Annotated in this window: 13 protein-coding genes; 11 read left to right on the plus strand and 2 right to left on the minus strand. The window is 64.9% G+C overall.

Annotated features, from left to right (window positions below; genetic code table 11):
• The first annotated feature begins 183 nt into the window (after positions 1-183).
• The 3 genes from B4F07_RS01045 to B4F07_RS01055 all read left to right on the plus strand — a co-directional run bounded on the left by B4F07_RS01045 (position 184) and on the right by B4F07_RS01055 (position 2,854).
• Positions 184-1,182 carry a hypothetical protein gene (locus B4F07_RS01045; RefSeq protein ID WP_293703552.1) on the plus strand — a complete coding sequence of 333 codons (999 nt, stop codon included), beginning with the start codon at positions 184-186 and terminating at the stop codon, positions 1,180-1,182.
• Positions 1,183-1,897: 715 nt separating this feature from the next.
• Positions 1,898-2,359: an RNA polymerase-binding protein DksA gene (gene dksA / locus B4F07_RS01050; protein ID WP_293703549.1), complete on the plus strand. Its 462-nt coding sequence runs from the start codon at positions 1,898-1,900 to the stop codon at positions 2,357-2,359.
• A 105-nt stretch (positions 2,360-2,464) separates the two neighbouring features.
• On the plus strand, positions 2,465-2,854 hold the full coding sequence (locus B4F07_RS01055; protein WP_293703547.1) for a PilZ domain-containing protein: 390 nt from the start codon (positions 2,465-2,467) through the stop codon (positions 2,852-2,854).
• A 49-nt stretch (positions 2,855-2,903) separates the two neighbouring features.
• Here B4F07_RS01055 and B4F07_RS01060 read toward each other — a convergent pair whose 3' ends face one another.
• Positions 2,904-3,062 (minus strand): DUF465 domain-containing protein, encoded by a 159-nt coding sequence (locus B4F07_RS01060; RefSeq protein WP_293703544.1) that lies wholly within the window; start codon positions 3,060-3,062, stop codon positions 2,904-2,906.
• Positions 3,063-3,187: 125 nt separating this feature from the next.
• On the opposite strand from B4F07_RS01060, the gene B4F07_RS01065 reads away from it, so the two are divergent.
• From B4F07_RS01065 to B4F07_RS01075, 3 genes are all read left to right on the plus strand, one after another.
• Positions 3,188-3,385: a YdcH family protein gene (locus B4F07_RS01065; protein ID WP_293703541.1), complete on the plus strand. Its 198-nt coding sequence runs from the start codon at positions 3,188-3,190 to the stop codon at positions 3,383-3,385.
• A 101-nt stretch (positions 3,386-3,486) separates the two neighbouring features.
• Entirely contained in the window at positions 3,487-3,936 is a 450-nt protein-coding gene (locus B4F07_RS01070; RefSeq protein WP_293704349.1) for a DUF1465 family protein, read from the plus strand.
• A gap of 59 nt (positions 3,937-3,995) precedes the next feature.
• Complete coding sequence (locus B4F07_RS01075; protein WP_293703535.1) at positions 3,996-4,211, plus strand: hypothetical protein; 216 nt, start codon at positions 3,996-3,998, stop codon at positions 4,209-4,211.
• Positions 4,212-4,243: 32 nt separating this feature from the next.
• On the opposite strand, the gene B4F07_RS01080 is transcribed toward B4F07_RS01075, so the two are convergent.
• Positions 4,244-5,323 (minus strand): DUF2332 domain-containing protein, encoded by a 1,080-nt coding sequence (locus B4F07_RS01080; protein ID WP_293703532.1) that lies wholly within the window; start codon positions 5,321-5,323, stop codon positions 4,244-4,246.
• Positions 5,324-5,361: 38 nt separating this feature from the next.
• On the opposite strand from B4F07_RS01080, the gene hisG reads away from it, so the two are divergent.
• From hisG to B4F07_RS01105, 5 genes are all read left to right on the plus strand, one after another.
• Positions 5,362-6,018, plus strand: coding sequence for an ATP phosphoribosyltransferase (gene hisG, locus B4F07_RS01085; protein WP_293703529.1), 657 nt, complete (start codon positions 5,362-5,364; stop codon positions 6,016-6,018).
• Positions 6,005-7,297 (plus strand): histidinol dehydrogenase, encoded by a 1,293-nt coding sequence (gene hisD / locus B4F07_RS01090; protein WP_293703526.1) that lies wholly within the window; start codon positions 6,005-6,007, stop codon positions 7,295-7,297. Before hisG ends, hisD begins: the two co-directional genes overlap by 14 nt.
• 9 nt (positions 7,298-7,306) lie before the next feature.
• Entirely contained in the window at positions 7,307-7,756 is a 450-nt protein-coding gene (gene nusB, locus B4F07_RS01095) for a transcription antitermination factor NusB (RefSeq protein WP_293703524.1), read from the plus strand.
• 131 nt (positions 7,757-7,887) lie between these two features.
• A complete protein-coding gene (gene thiL, locus B4F07_RS01100) occupies positions 7,888-8,817 on the plus strand; it encodes a thiamine-phosphate kinase (protein WP_293703521.1) in 930 nt (309 codons plus the stop codon).
• Positions 8,818-8,999: 182 nt separating this feature from the next.
• A complete protein-coding gene (locus tag B4F07_RS01105; RefSeq protein ID WP_293704050.1) occupies positions 9,000-11,117 on the plus strand; it encodes a sodium-translocating pyrophosphatase in 2,118 nt (705 codons plus the stop codon).
• The last annotated feature ends 104 nt before the right edge of the window (positions 11,118-11,221 follow it).

Raw genomic sequence — 11,221 nt, forward strand, 5'->3', positions numbered from 1 at the left:
AGCCCTGCGGGCTGCCACCTCCCCATCGCTGCGCGACAGGGAGGATTTTCGTTCGGCAGCGCCGCGCAAACCCGTCGCGCCCATGAAAAAAGGGCCGCCCCGAAAGGCGGCCCTTCAGTGTGGCGGTCTGGGTAAAAGCCCCCCCCCGACCTCCAGTGGATACGTTACGCGGCGTCGGCGTCCTTGTCGTTGCGGTTCGCGGCGCGGCGGCGCGCGACGAGCGCTGCAGCAGCGGCCCCGAACAACAGCATCATCGGCGGTGCCGGAACCGGGGTCGGCGGGTTGCCCGACGAACTGCTGGTGCTGCCGCCCGAGCTGGACGACGAGGAAGAGGACGACGAGCTGCTGCTCGACGACGAGGAAGAGCCGGTGCTGCCCGTGCTGGTGCTGCCGGTCGAACCCCAGCTGCTGCTGCCACCGGTCGCGCCCGACGAGGTTGCGCCGCTCGACGTGCTGCTGCTCGACGAGGAGGAGGACGAGGAGCTGGAGGACGAGCTGCTCGAGCCGCCCGAGCTGCTGCTGGAACCACCCGAGCTGCCGCTCGAACCGTTCGATCCGCCCGAACTGCCATGCGACGAGCTGCCCCAGCCCGAGCTGCCATGCGACGAGCCGCCTTTCGACGAGCTGCCACCCGACGAGGATGAGCTGGACGAGGAGGATGAGGACGACGAGCTCGATGACGAACTGCTGCTCGATGACGAGGTGCTGACATTGCCAGACGAGGTCGAGACATTGCCGGAGGAGGTCGAGACGTTGCCCGACGAGGTCGATACGCCCCCGGTCGAGGTGCTAACGCCGCCTGTCGAGGTCGACACACCGCCCGTGGAGGTCGAAACACCGCTCGACGTGCTGACGCTACCGGTCGAGGTCGAAACGCCGCCGGTCGAGGTGGACGTGCTGACCCCGCCCGTCGAGGTCGATACACCGCCGGTCGAAGTCGAGGTGCTGACACCTCCCGTCGAGGTCGAAACGCCGCCCGAAGTGCTGCTCGACGTGGTACTGAGCCCCCCGGTGGTGGTCGAGGTGACCACAACGCTGCCGCTGCTGCCCCCGCTACTGCCGCCAAAGAAGCCGCCGAAGAAACCGCCGCCGAAACCACCGCCAAAGCCTCCGCCGATCACGGTGACACCGCCGCCGCTGCCGCCGCCTTCAAAACCACCACGCTGCGGGAAGGGCGCGTAAGGGATGGGGGGCAGCGGGATCGTCTGCGTTACCACCTGCGTCTGCGGGGTGGCGGTGCGAATGACGCGCTTGGTCGTGACGACGCGGCGAATGCGCTTCACCGGCTTGCGCGCCGCGTGGCGCTTGCGAACGACCTTCTTGGCCGGTCCCGCGCAAGGCGAACAAGACTGCGCCGCCCGCGCCTTGGGCACGTCGGTGATCTGCATCGCGCCGGTACCGATCAGCGCACCGCCGCAGGTGCAGGCGCAAAGCTTGGCGAGGGCCATTCGGACAGACATAGGTTTCTCTTTCTTTCCCGTTGCAGGTGCAAAGCGCCATCCACCGACACCCGTTTCACCTTCGCTATAACCCAAAAGGTCAAAGCTTTGCGAACGCGGCAATTGCGTTAACCGCGTTTGCCTGTCCGACAGCGGGAAAACACGACCGGAATCAACCCAAATGGCGTTTATTGTCCCAAAATAGCACGAAAACTGCAATGATTCTATGCGATTGGTTAATCTTCGGCCCTAAATCGGCTTTGCCCAAGCTGCATTACGGATCGCACTTGATCGGTCAGAATCACCTCCTGCTGCTCCTCTGTTCAGCCGCGCTTCACGCCCCGTCGCTATCCACTGCTTCGGCGCTTGTATCGTCGCCAGCGGCTGGTTATAGGCGCGCCACTCCCTGCGCCGCTTGGCGGATCGCAGGGTGACAGGAAAGGACGCGAGAGCCCCTCATGCCGACCAAGATTGCCGACATTGGTGCCGACGCGCTGCGCGCAGCCAAATCAAATCTCGATACGGATTATGTTCCTGGCGACGACGAAGAGTTTATGAACGAGCGGCAGCAGGAGTATTTCCGCGGCCTGCTCCTCGCCTGGAAAAAGTCGATCCTGTCAGAATCCGAATCGACCCTGGCGCATCTGCAGGATGGGCCGCTGCGCGAACCCGACCTGGCTGACCGCGCATCGAGCGAAACCGACTGGGCCATCGAACTCAGAACCCGCGACCGGCAACGCAAGCTGATCGCCAAGATCGATTCGGCGATCCGCCGCATCGACGAGGGCGAATATGGCTATTGCGCGGTGACCGGCGAGCCGATCTCGCTCGCCCGCCTGCAAGCGCGTCCGATTGCGACGATGACGCTGGAGGCGCAGGAGCGCCACGAGCGGAACGAGCGGATTTCGCGCGAAGATTGATCCACTTTGGGTCGGATATCCGATTTACCGACGCACAATTTACATTTCGGCAATGGCTGCGCTCTAGATTCGCGTTCTAACGATAAACGCGGAGAACAGGTCGCAATGGAATCGCGCGGACCAATTACCACAGATGAAGAAGTCGCGGCGCTGTCGCGCGGTGCCGATCGGGATAGCCTGTTCATGCAGGCCCAGTTGATCCTGCTGGGTCGCGCCGATCCCGTTGTGGTCCGCGTGCGTAACCTGTCGCCGGGCGGGATGCTCGCCGAAGCCAAGGTGCGCGTCGAACAAGGCGCTACTGTCGAGATCGATCTGAAAAATGTGGGTCCGGTGCCGGGCCGCGTCGTATGGGCGGGCGAGGGCAAATTCGGCATCGCGTTCGATCATCAGATCGATCCGCAGGCGGTGCGCCGTCAGGTGGTATCGCAGTCCGATCTGCCGCCGCATCTGCGGCGCTCTGGGCTGGAGCGGGGGCCGCTGTACCGCCGACGCTGATGCATCCGATTTAGGGCAGCATCAGCGGGGCGGTAAAGACTGGCGATCGTCAGGCGATCGCGAGCATCTCTTCCTTGAGTTTCAGCTTCTGCTTTTTCAGCTGCGCCAGCGCCGCCATGTCGGGCGCCGGACGCCGCTCTTCATTCGCAATTTTCTCGTCGAGGTGCGCGTGGCGCGACTTCAGGGCGGAAAGATGCGATGTGCTCATGGGCCATTCTCCTTTTCGACTCGATTGGCAGGACCGAGTAAATCACGAATCGGGGCAAATGTCGTCGCGATTCGGTCAGCCGGTCCCCGTTGCGGACCAGTGGTGAACGTGGCAGGGAAGCGGTCGTGAGCCCCGACGAAATCATTCAGCGCCTGGAACTGTTACGCATCGAGCATCGCGACCTCGACGCCGCCATCATCGCACTCGGCGACGCGGCGGTTCCCGACCAGTTGCAACTCGCGCGGTTGAAGAAACGCAAGCTCCGCCTGCGCGACGAAATGGCGTGGTGCGAGGATCAGCTGGTTCCCGACATTATCGCCTGAATCAAAACGGGACGCCGCGGCACCGCAATTTCATGGTTACCGCCATTGCATTGCGCCGTGGCCGTGGCATCTCTTGGCAAATGGTAGCCCGGCATTCCGACATGATGCAGATCGCAGCGCCGGTGCAACGCGCCCAAGTCGAAAATCTGTATGTCGAGGCGATGGTGCTCGCCGACGAGGCGCACGCCGCCTTTGCCGCGCAACGCGATCTTGGCGATATCCGGCGTGACGGATTGATGCAGATCAGCCTCGCGTGCGAATCGCTCAAGACCACGACGCGGCTGATGCACGTCATCGCCTGGCTGCTCCACCGCCGTGCGATGATGGCGGGCGATCCCGGCGCGGGACCGAATGACAGCGCGGCGCGGATCGGCGAGCCGGTGGCGGCCGACTGGGACGTCTGTGCGGGATTCGAAGCGTCGGTGCGGCGGATCATCGCGGCAAGCGAGCGGTTGTTCGAACGGATCGCGGGACTGGAGGCGGGCTGGGATGCGCCGCAGGCGGCGACGCCGGTGCAGCGGCTGCTGGCGCAGTTGGAGGCGCGGCTTTAGTCGGGCGGCCTGTCTGTTTTGGGGTGGAAAGCGGACGCGGGTCCAACTAATTACTGTCCATGAGCGGCATCGAGAAATATCTGACCAGTCCCGACGATCAGGAGCAGGTCGGCATCTCAAAAAGGGACGACGCGACCTATACGTTTCAGCGCCGCTGGCGGGATGGCGCCGATTGGGGACCGTTCGGACCTGAGCGTGGCATCTACGATTGCGCCCTGACCGCGGAGACTGAGGCAATGCAACAGGTCCCATGGCTGGCAGTGCTCAGACAGTGATTTGATGGCTGCAACTGCTCGCTAACAGCCATTTATCCCAACCACTCCACCCACGCGCCGTGGGCATGGGCGTGCGCCAGCTTCACCGACTCCCCGCCGCCCGGCCAATGCCGCACCACCAGCTCATGATGATGCACCGTCCGATTGGCTTCGAGCGCGATCCATGCCAGCGGGCGCGCCGCGGTTGCTCGCGCGCCTGCGGCTTCCATCGCCGCGGTGATCCTTGCCTGCTGCTCGGCGGGGACATATTGCCAAACGACCGAGTGCATCAGGACGCGCGTCGTCCCGTCCGCTTGCGGCCGCGCCAGTTCCGCCTCGACAAAGTCAGCGGCGTTGGCGTGGATCAGCTGCGGCGGTGCTTCGGTCGCTGCCGAAATCGCAGCCGACATGCGCTGGAAGCGGATATGATGTTCGGGCCAGATATAGGCTTTTAACCGCAGCGCCTGCGCCGGATCGGTCAGGTCGACCGGCGCGACGTCGCAGCCTTTCAGACGCGCAAACTCGATCGCGTGCTGCGGTGGATGGTTCCCACGCCAGTCGGGGGTGAACGCCATGACGCTCGGCTGCGGCCCGACATGCACGCCGCCCAGATCATAATGATAGCGGTCGATCATCAGGTTGATCCCGGCGCTCGACCCGATTTCGAGGCAGTCGAAGCGCGGCGGCAATCCCTTGTCGGCGAGCCACAGCATCGCCGCGATGAAGTTCGATGAGCGCCCCGCCTCGTTGGTCTGCGGCGGGCCGTTGAGCCATGGGAGCAGCTCGGCTTCGTGCCGCGCTACCACCCCGGCGACGATCGCCGCGTCATTGATATCCTCGGCATCGGCGTAAATCGGTGCCAATTCATGCGCGCTGCCCGCCAGATGCAGCGCGTGGATGCCGCCCGCGGCGCGCAGCGGCAGCGCGTCGGCGAGCGGAGCGCCATTCCAATCGGCGATACGGCGGGCAAAGCCGCTGGCGGGCTTGTCGAGCAAGGCGTCGAGCGCGGCCACGACGCGCGCCGTCACCGGAGCGCCGTTCGCCCGGCAATAGGTGACCTGATTGGCAAAGGCGGTTCGCACCGCCGCCGGTCCGGTTTCGGCCATATCGATCGGCTGATAGCGCTCGCTCATTGCCCTTTGTCCTGTCACCACCTATGTGCGCGACGCTTATGCCCGAACCGATCATCTTTGCCATCCCCAAGGGACGCATCCTCGACGAGGCGCTGCCGTTGCTGGCGCGCGTCGGCATCGAGCCCGCGTCGGATTTCTTTGACAAGAGCAGCCGCGCTTTGGTGTTTGCGACGAACCAGCCGCATGTCTCGCTGATCCGCGTCCGCGCCTTCGATGTGGCGACCTTTGTCGCGCATGGCGCGGCGCAGCTGGGCATTGTCGGCTCCGACGTCATCGACGAGTTTGATTACAGCGAGCTCTATGCGCCGGTCGATCTGGGCATCGGCCATTGCCGCCTATCGCTGGCCGGCCCCGCCGATGCGCCGCCGCCGGGGATGGGCGAAAGCCACATCCGCGTCGCGACAAAATATCCCGCAACGACACGCCGCTGGTTCGCGGCGCAGGGCATCCAGGCCGAGTGCATCAAGCTGAACGGCGCGATGGAAATTGCCCCGAAGCTGGGGCTGGCTTCGCACATCGTCGATCTCGTTTCGACGGGGCGCACGCTGGTCGAAAATGCGCTCGCCGAACAGAAAATCATCAGCGACGTGTCGGCGCGGCTGATCGTCAATCGCGCCGCGTTCAAGCTGCGCTCGGCCGAAGTGCCGGCACTGGTCGAGCGGTTCCGTCAGGCGGTGGGCGATGCGGCGGCTTGACGCTTCCGCACCCGGCTTTGCGGCCGAATTCGACGCGCTGGTCAACGATCGGCGCGAGAGCGATTCCGACGTGTCGGCCGACGTCGCGGCGATCATCGCGCGCGTGAAGGCCGAGGGCGACGCGGCGCTCGCCGACTATACCGCGAAGTTCGACCGCTTCGATCTGGACGCGAGCGGGTGGAGCATTTCGAAAGCAGAATGCGCCGCGGCGTATGAAGCGCTGGCGCCCGAGCTGCGCGACGCGCTCAATCTCGCCGCCGACCGCATCCGTGCTTATCACGCGGCGCAGCTACCCGAAGACCGCGACTATCGCGACAGCACCGGCGCGCGGCTTGGCGCGCGCTGGAACGCGGTCGATGCGGCGGGGGTCTATGTTCCCGGCGGGCGGGCCGCCTATCCCTCGTCGGTGCTGATGAACATCCTGCCCGCCAAGGTCGCGGGGGTGGGGCGCATCGTGATGATGACCCCGACGCCGGGCGGCGAGACCAATCCGGTCGTCATGGCCGCGGCGCATATCGGCGGCGTGGACGAGATCTGGCGGATCGGCGGCGCGCAGGCTGTGGCCGCGCTCGCTTATGGTACCGAACGGATCGCGCCGGTCGATGTCGTCACCGGCCCCGGCAACGCGTGGGTCGCCGAGGCGAAGCGGCAGGTCTATGGCGTGGTGGGCATCGATATGGTGGCGGGACCAAGCGAGATCGTGGTCGTTGCCGATGCACAGAACGATCCGCGAGTCATTGCCGGCGACTTGCTCAGCCAGTCCGAGCATGATCCGACCAGCCAGTCGATCCTGTTCACCGACGATGCCGCCTTTGCCGACGCGGTTGCCGCGGCGGTCGACGCGATCATCCCGACTCTGAGCACTGCGACGACGATGCGCCAAAGCTGGGATGCCAATGGCGCGATTGTTATCGTGCCGACGCTCGCCGATGCGATTCCGCTCTGCGACCGGCTGGCGCCCGAACATCTCGAGCTCGCGGTCGATGCCGCCGCGGCCGACGCGCTGTTTGCCAAGGTGCGTCATGCCGGTTCGGTCTTTCTCGGTCGCCAGACTCCGGAAGCGATCGGCGATTATGTCGCCGGGCCGAACCACGTCCTCCCGACTGGACGCCGCGCCCGTTTTTCGAGCGGGCTGTCGGTCAGCGATTTCATGAAGCGCACCAGCTTCCTCGCGCTCGACGACGCGAGCCTTGCCGCGATCGGTCCCGCCGCGGTCGCACTGGCAGGTGCGGAGGGACTTCCCGCCCACGCGCTTTCGGTCAGCCAGCGTCTCAAGTAGAAAAGAACCATGAACCAACGCGCCCAATCCCGCTCCGCCGCCCGTCTCGCCGCCGTCCAGGCGCTCTATCAGCACGAGATGGAGGCGACCCCGGTCGCCAAGCTGATCCATGAATTCCACCAGCACCGCATCGGCGCGACGATCGAGGACTCCGAATATGCGGACGCCGATGTCGCCTTCTTTGACGACATTGTGAAAGGCACGCTGGCGCGCTCCGAAGAGATTGACGCGGCGATCATCACGCGGCTCGCGAGTGGCTGGTCGATGGAGCGGCTCGACCGCACGATGAAGGCGATTCTGCGCGCCGGCGCCTACGAATTGATCGCGCGCGGCGACGTGCCGGTCGGCGCGGTGGTGAGCGAATATGTCGATGTTGCCAAAGCGTTTTTCGATGCGCGCGAGGCTGGGTTTGCCAACGGGCTGCTCGATGCAATCGGCAAGGATGTGCGGGCGAAGTAAAAGCTGCCGCGCTCCTGCGAAGGCAGGAGCCCATCATCTGACCGCGCATCCTTGCTCCGACCGGTGATGGGCCCCTGCCTTCGCAGGGGCACAGCTATCGAAGACTGTTTATTCGCGCTAAACCCGCCGCCATGTCCGAAGCCGATTTCATCACCCGCCTCCGCGCCATCGCCACTGACCCCGCCGCGCGCGGGCTCGCCGATGATGCGGCCGAGTGGGAAGGGCTGGTCCTCACCCACGACATGATCGTCGAGGGTATCCACTTTCTGCCCGACGACACCCCGCAGGACGTCGCGTGGAAGCTCGTCGCGGTGAACCTGTCTGATCTGGCCGCCAAGGGTGCGGCGCCGGTCGGGGTGCTTGTCGGCTACAGCCTCGGCGACGACCAATGGGACGCGGCCTTTGTCGAAGGCCTTGACCTTGCGCTCCGCTGCTTCGGCGTCATCCTGCTCGGCGGCGACACGGTGCGGGTGCCTGCAGGCGCCCCGCGCAGCTTCGGACTGACCGCGATCGGCCGTGCGCCGCCGGGCGGGGCGCCATCGCGATATGGGGCGCGGCCGGGGGATCAGCTGTGGGTCACCGGCACAATCGGCAATGCCGGGCTGGGCCTCGCGATGCGGCTGGGGCAGGAGGAGGCGAACGAGACCTGTCTTGCCGCCTATCGCCGCCCGCAACCGCAGCTGACCTTTGGACAGGCGGTCACGCCCCACGTCCACGCGATGATGGATGTGTCCGACGGCTTGCTGATCGATGCGCAGCGCATGGCGGACGCCAGCGGGTGCGAGTTTGTGCTGATGCTGGAGGCGGTGCCGCTGTCGGCCGCCTTGCTCGCGGTGCGCCCCGATGTCGTCGATACACGGATCGCCGCGGCGACCGCGGGCGACGATTATCAGCTGCTGTTTGCTGCCGATCCGGGCGCGGCGGGGGCGATCCGCGAGGTCGCGGCGGGATTGCATATCATGGTCACGCCGATCGGTCATGCAGGCGTGGGCGCGGGGATCGTAGTGACGCATCGCTCGCAGCGCATTGTGCTACCCGAGCGTCTCGGTTTCACACATTGACGCGAAACCGTTACAAAAGTGCCGAAAAACCGGGCTTGCCCTAGGCTTTCTTTCTTCCCATAACGCGGCGTCCAAATTTAGGGGCGGTCGCATCAGGGGAGAGGGCGAACCGGCAATCATAAGTCGGACGTGCTCGACAGTTCACCTGACTCCGCCCCGCTCAATGGGGAAGGAAATTCATGATTGATCCGGTTATGATCGCGATAGCGTGCGGCCTTATCGCCGTGCTCTATGGCTTCATTACCTCGCGTCAGGTGCTCAGTGCCTCGGCCGGTAATGAAAAGATGCAGGAAATTGCTGGCGCCATTCAGGAAGGCGCCAAGGCCTATCTGGGCCGCCAATATCGCACCATCGCTATCGTCGGCGTTGTTGTCGCCATCCTTGTCGGCCTGTTCCTCGGCGCGATTTCGGCGACGGGCTTTGTCATCGGCGCCGTCCTGTCGGGCGTTGCCGGTTTTGTCGGCATGAACATCTCGGTAAAGGCGAACGTCCGCACCGCGGCCGCGGCGCAGACGGGCCTTCAGGCGGGTCTGACCATGGCGTTCCGCGCTGGCGCGATCACCGGCATGCTGGTGGCGGGGCTCGCCCTGCTCGCGATCTCGGTCTTTTTCTGGTATCTGATCGGCCCCGGCGGGTTCACCGTCGGCGGTGAGGATCGCACGGTTGTCGACGCGCTCGTCGCGCTGGCCTTCGGCGCCTCGCTGATCTCGATCTTCGCGCGTCTCGGCGGCGGTATCTTTACCAAGGCTGCCGACGTCGGCGCCGACCTGGTCGGCAAGGTCGAGGCCGGCATTCCCGAAGACGATCCACGCAATCCCGCGGTGATCGCCGACAACGTCGGTGACAATGTCGGCGACTGCGCCGGTATGGCCGCCGATCTGTTCGAAACCTATGTTGTCACCGTCGGCGCCACCATGGTGCTGATGGCGCTGCTGCTGAAGGGTGCGGGCGACATGCTCGTGCCGTTGATGAGCCTGCCGCTGCTGATGGGCGGCGTCTGCATCATCACCTCGATCATCGGCACCTATTTCGTCCGTCTCGGCGGCGGAACCAACGTCATGGGCGCGATGTACAAGGGCTTCCTCGTCACCGCGATCCTTTCGGTCCCGGCGATCTGGTTCTCGACCAGCTATATCCTGCAGGGCGACATGACGACCGATGTGGTCGGCACGACCTTCAACGGTATGGACCTGTTCTATTGCTCGCTGCTTGGTCTGGTCATCACCGGGCTGATCATCTGGATCACCGAATACTACACCGGGACCAATTATCGCCCGGTGCGGTCGATCGCGAAAGCATCGGAAACCGGCCACGGCACCAACGTCATTCAGGGACTGGCGATCAGCCTTGAATCGACCGCGCTGCCGACGCTCGTCATCTGTGCGGGCATCATCATCGCCTATATCCTGGCAGGCATCATCGGCATCGCCTTTGCCGCCACCGCCATGCTGGCGCTGGCGGGCATGGTTGTGGCGCTCGACGCTTATGGCCCGGTCACCGACAATGCTGGCGGTATCGCCGAAATGGCGGGGCTCGATGAATCGGTGCGTGAAAAGACCGACCTGCTCGACGCCGTGGGCAACACGACCAAGGCGGTGACCAAGGGTTATGCCATCGGTTCGGCGGGTCTTGCGGCGCTGGTGCTGTTCGGCACCTACACCGCTGACATCACCGAATACTCGGCCAAGCTCGGGCTGACCGAACCGCTGACCTTCTCGCTGTCGTCGCCTTATGTCATCGTCGGGCTGCTGCTCGGCGCATTGCTGCCGTATCTCTTCGGCGCGATGGGCATGACCGCGGTCGGCCGCGCAGCGGGCGAGGTGGTCAAGGATGTTCGCGACCAGTTCAAGAACAACCCGGGCATCATGACCTATGAATCGAAGCCCGACTATGCACGCACGGTCGATCTGGTGACCAAGGCGGCGATCAAGGAAATGATCATCCCGTCGCTGTTGCCGGTGCTGGCGCCGATCGTCGTCTATTTCGTCATCCTCGCGGTGGCGGGACAGGTCGCGGCGCTCGAAGCGCTCGGCGCGCTCCTGCTCGGCGTGATCGTCGGCGGGCTATTCGTCGCCATCTCGATGACCTCGGGCGGCGGCGCATGGGACAATGCGAAGAAATATATCGAAGACGGCAACCACGGCGGCAAGGGCAGCGAGGCCCATAAGGCCGCGGTGACCGGTGACACCGTTGGCGATCCGTACAAGGATACCGCGGGTCCGGCAGTCAATCCGATGATCAAGATCACCAACATCGTGGCGATCCTGCTCCTCGCGGCGCTGGCGCACGGCGCAGCGTAAGCTGCACCGCCCTCGCGGGTAAAGAAAGGCCCCGCCGGAGCGATCCGGCGGGGTTTTTCTATGGCGGCTTTGGGGTGGGAAGCGGACGTTGCCGATCCTCCCCG

This window comes from Sphingopyxis sp. UBA6723 (assembly GCF_002454115.1).
Taxonomy (GTDB): domain Bacteria; phylum Pseudomonadota; class Alphaproteobacteria; order Sphingomonadales; family Sphingomonadaceae; genus Sphingopyxis.

Bases quoted from the DNA above. Each gene is read 5' to 3' on its own strand.
- dksA (WP_293703549.1), top strand. From the start codon at position 1,898: ATGCCGACCAAGATTGCCGACATTGGTGCCGACGCGCTGCGCGCAGCC.
- B4F07_RS01055 (WP_293703547.1), top strand. From the start codon at position 2,465: ATGGAATCGCGCGGACCAATTACCACAGATGAAGAAGTCGCGGCGCTG.
- B4F07_RS01060 (WP_293703544.1), bottom strand. From the start codon at position 3,062: ATGAGCACATCGCATCTTTCCGCCCTGAAGTCGCGCCACGCGCACCTC.
- B4F07_RS01070 (WP_293704349.1), top strand. From the start codon at position 3,487: ATGATGCAGATCGCAGCGCCGGTGCAACGCGCCCAAGTCGAAAATCTG.
- B4F07_RS01075 (WP_293703535.1), top strand. From the start codon at position 3,996: ATGAGCGGCATCGAGAAATATCTGACCAGTCCCGACGATCAGGAGCAG.
- B4F07_RS01080 (WP_293703532.1), bottom strand. From the start codon at position 5,323: ATGAGCGAGCGCTATCAGCCGATCGATATGGCCGAAACCGGACCGGCG.
- hisG (WP_293703529.1), top strand. From the start codon at position 5,362: ATGCCCGAACCGATCATCTTTGCCATCCCCAAGGGACGCATCCTCGAC.
- hisD (WP_293703526.1), top strand. From the start codon at position 6,005: ATGCGGCGGCTTGACGCTTCCGCACCCGGCTTTGCGGCCGAATTCGAC.
- nusB (WP_293703524.1), top strand. From the start codon at position 7,307: ATGAACCAACGCGCCCAATCCCGCTCCGCCGCCCGTCTCGCCGCCGTC.
- thiL (WP_293703521.1), top strand. From the start codon at position 7,888: ATGTCCGAAGCCGATTTCATCACCCGCCTCCGCGCCATCGCCACTGAC.